At 46.0% G+C, this 3,290-nt stretch carries 3 protein-coding genes; 2 read left to right on the forward strand and 1 reads right to left on the reverse strand.

Annotation, left to right across the window (positions count from 1 at the left end; all coding sequences use genetic code 11):
- Positions 1–444 precede the first annotated feature (444 nt).
- On the forward strand, positions 445–993 hold the full coding sequence (locus FC82_RS12740; RefSeq protein ID WP_054762144.1) for a L,D-transpeptidase: 549 nt from the start codon (positions 445–447) through the stop codon (positions 991–993).
- A 167-nt stretch (positions 994–1,160) separates the two neighbouring features.
- Here the strand turns inward: FC82_RS12740 and FC82_RS12745 are convergent, their stop codons facing one another.
- Positions 1,161–1,739 carry a hypothetical protein gene (locus tag FC82_RS12745; RefSeq protein WP_054762142.1) on the reverse strand — a complete coding sequence of 193 codons (579 nt, stop codon included), beginning with the start codon at positions 1,737–1,739 and terminating at the stop codon, positions 1,161–1,163.
- Positions 1,740–1,979: 240 nt separating this feature from the next.
- On the opposite strand from FC82_RS12745, the gene FC82_RS12750 reads away from it, so the two are divergent.
- Positions 1,980–2,171, forward strand: a complete 192-nt coding sequence (locus tag FC82_RS12750) for a hypothetical protein (protein ID WP_054762139.1) — start codon at positions 1,980–1,982, stop codon at positions 2,169–2,171.
- The last annotated feature ends 1,119 nt before the right edge of the window (positions 2,172–3,290 follow it).

Raw genomic sequence — 3,290 nt, forward strand, 5'->3', positions numbered from 1 at the left:
AGCGAGCTCCACTTCTACATTGTGGAAACGTGCTCCATTCCACTGACTGACTGCCTGCTGCATCAATTAGGTTAAGTATCGAACGACAGTTAAAACTAGTTCGAAGATTATCCGCCCTCGACTGCAGGTCAACCATTGTCAGCGAGTCTCTCGGTGTTTGTTGAATAGTCTGTGAATCGTCAACAACTTTCTGTGTGGTTACTGAACAGTCTGTGGATTCCAGTCCGCTTGTGTCGGCTGACTAGTAACCAGGGCTTAGTTGAAACCAGTAACGCGTTGACAGGTGCATGCTTTCTAAGTCATCGTCTTAAAACAAGTGGGCTTTCTTTCAAAACCATTAGCCACCAATTCTAATCAAGCAATTAGATTTGGCACGCTATTTTTCTCTCTACGCGGTATAATAAGCTTACAATTTACTATTATTTGGGGAGAATGTGATTAAGGATGCGAAAAATTCGTAAGATTGTCATGACCGTTTTACTGTCGTCCGGCATAGTACTGGGTGGGATTAGCTTCAAAGCTGTCACCCAGCAGAACGATGCTCAGGCGGCTACCACTAAAGTTATCAATTGGCGGAAGCCTTCGCAAAATAAGGCCTACCCTAGTTTTAAGGCCCACAAAGGGACCTGGCTCTACGTCAGTACCAAGCGCCAAAAAGTATACTTCCACTACAAGAATAAGATCACTTATATCATGAACTGTTCCACTGGCAAGACTAATACACCAACGCCTAAGGGAACCTACCATATTCAAGCAGAACACGGCAAGTCATTTTCCGGCGCCGCTGGGGGTGCACGCTACTGGGTCTCTTGGAAGGGTCACGGTGTTTACCTGTTCCATAGTGTGCCGATCAACAGTAAGGGCCAATACATCATCTCTGAAGCCAAAAAATTGGGGCACAAAGCCTCACACGGCTGTATCCGGTTAGCGGTTCCCGATGCTAAGTGGCTGTATGTGCACGTGCCGGTTGGGACTAAGGTTGTGATCCACTAATCGGTTGTTGCGGCATTATAGTCTGTAATTTTGAGAAAATTGCAACCTCCAGGGGCAGTATTGCAATTTCTTCATTAGAAATGGTATTGTGACCGAATCAAATTTATATGCATACTCACTACCGTCGGCTATACGCGGTCGATGAAATTAAAAAAACGAGCCGAAGTTTACTTCAGCTCGTTTTTGCGTCGTTCTTTTCGTGATTTTTGATGTGCCAACGCCTGTTCAAGCGTGGGTTCTCTGCGTTTTAACAACCAAGTATAGGCGTAGCTTGAAATGCCGGAAACAGCCCAAACGTACCAGTCATACTTGCTGCCGAGCTTGGCAAAGCTAAATAGATCTTCGCGCACTTCCTGCCCTAGCTCTGATACCAACTCTGAATAACTGAATTCGCCGGCCTGGAAGACGCCGACCGCAAAGCCAATTAGGAAAACGGCTACCCAGCCCACAACGTACCGCCAATTTTTCTTCAGCAACACCTCAGGCCGTTGGTAGCGGTCCAAGTCACCCGTCACCTTAATTTCGGTACCGGACGCTTGAAACCAGGCGATGCCGACCGCGACCACAGCCAGTACGACCAGCAGGCCAATGCTTGACAGGCGCCAATCCATTGTTATTAAAAACATCAATAGTGAATACGCCGGAATGATAACCTGCTCCATCCGACTCGTTTTCTCGAATTCAAATGCTTTGCGGGTCACGCGATAGATGCCCCAAAGCAAAATTAAGTACATGACAATCCCCATAATATACCCTCTTTAGCTATCCATTTTCCCTCGTCTGAATGATGGTGACACGGTGTTCACAATTTGCGCACAGAATATTAGCAAAATCTTTACCGTTTAGACAGAAAATCTTACGAAATACGTGCTATTCTTTAACCATCAACGAATCACCGATAAGTTTACCTCTTTGGAAAACGCAAAGCCAGCAGTATTAAACTTGTCCCCTATGTAACGTACTCTAATGGAAACGAGGGATGTCGCATGATGATCATTCTCAGTGTTTTAAAGTTTATTGGAATCGCCTTTACTGTCCTGCTCCTCATCGATATCAGCGTGATTGGGATGGTCTTCTTGTTACGGAAGATCATCACCCGCAACCAATACGCGCACCAATATCTGCTGGCTCTTCAAGGTGGCCGTTCAATTCAAAAGTACCAAGAGAAGCAAAAATAGTATGACCCAATTAAGTAAACCCTTTCTGACGCCGCTAATTTATTAGCGACGTTTTTTTGTGTTGTTTGGGATTGATGGTCTGGGATTGACGTTGGATTTCGCTGCGTTGCGCCGGTCGGCCCTGCAGGCTGGTGTGGGTCGCTCCGGCGCTAACGTTTGGTTGCCCGTCAAGACGGTCAACCAAAGTGGATCTCCTCCGTCTCCCGTATTAGTAACCGAGCAAAGGACGCTCGCTAACTAATACCGACACACCTGCCTGCAATGCCGAACGGCTCCACTCCGCTGATATTTGCTGATAGCTCTACAAAACTATTGTATCGATATTGCAAATCATCACAAAACTGTTTCTATATAATTGCGTTCATCGGCCAGTAATGATTATGGTCAATTATTTATTAGTGGCTAATATGTAGTCCTGACTAATCAGCTACAAATCAGTGTTGTGCTGACAAAGAATAGGAGCAAAAAACCGAATGTGCATGAATTGTTTGGCGCCCATCCGTTACGTAACTGAGCGTCACATAACGGAGAACACGCCATGTTTCAACAACCATGGAACAAGCTTTTCTATCATGCGGAAATAAGCAGTCGAGGGCGGATTCTCTTCGAACTAGTTTTAACTGTCATTCGATACTTAACCTGATTGAAGAAGCTGGCAGACAGTCAGTGGAATGGAGCGATTTGGCACGGAGTTATGGTGTCGATGACACCAGAGTGCGGAGCAAGCCGGTTAACTCCCGGAGTGTAAAGCGGCTATGTCGGAAATTCCGGTCCTGAATTTCTGGCATAGCTGCCTTACATAGTAGGGAGTTGGCTTGCGGAGCACGTTTCCACAATGTAGAAGTGGAGCTCGCCTACTAACATGCGAGACGATGGAGATCCATTAATTTTAACGCCGAAGGTGGGAAAATTAATTAGCTTCATCGCGAGCCACTACGGAACCGTGCCAAATCGCGTAATGCAACGGACAACCTCGCCAAACACCTGAGATAAATCGTGCAATGCAACGGCCAGAACCAGCAAACAAAAAAAGCCCACCAGCAAAAGCCAGTGAGCAAAATAAGGCTGTAAAATTTCTGGTATTGGTGGTCACGCCAATGCCAGTTTTTTATTGTCTTA

Source organism: Secundilactobacillus collinoides DSM 20515 = JCM 1123 (assembly GCF_001435975.1).
Classification (GTDB): Bacteria; Bacillota; Bacilli; order Lactobacillales; family Lactobacillaceae; genus Secundilactobacillus; species Secundilactobacillus collinoides.